This window comes from Actinoplanes rectilineatus (genome assembly GCF_000962825.1).
Taxonomy (GTDB): Bacteria; Actinomycetota; Actinomycetes; order Mycobacteriales; family Micromonosporaceae; genus Actinoplanes; species Actinoplanes rectilineatus.
Window position 1 is genome coordinate 1 of sequence record NZ_JZKF01000307.1, and the last position, 207, is coordinate 207.

The 207-nt window shown below is 69.6% G+C and carries 1 protein-coding gene; it reads left to right on the forward strand.

Features of this window, described 5'->3' with window-relative positions; genetic code table 11:
* The coding region (locus WH85_RS46510; RefSeq protein ID WP_045748633.1) for a Clp protease N-terminal domain-containing protein at window positions 1–207 on the forward strand (207 nt) is incomplete at both ends.

The window sequence follows — 207 nt, forward strand, 5'->3', positions numbered from 1 at the left end:
GTCCGGCAGCAGGTCGAGGAGATCATCGGTCAGGGGCAGCAGGCGCCGAGCGGGCACATCCCGTTCACGCCGCGCGCCAAGAAGGTGCTGGAGCTCTCCCTGCGGGAGGCCCTGCAGCTCGGCCACAACTACATCGGCACGGAGCACATCCTGCTCGGCCTGATCCGTGAGGGCGAGGGCGTCGCCGCCCAGGTGCTGGTCAAGCTC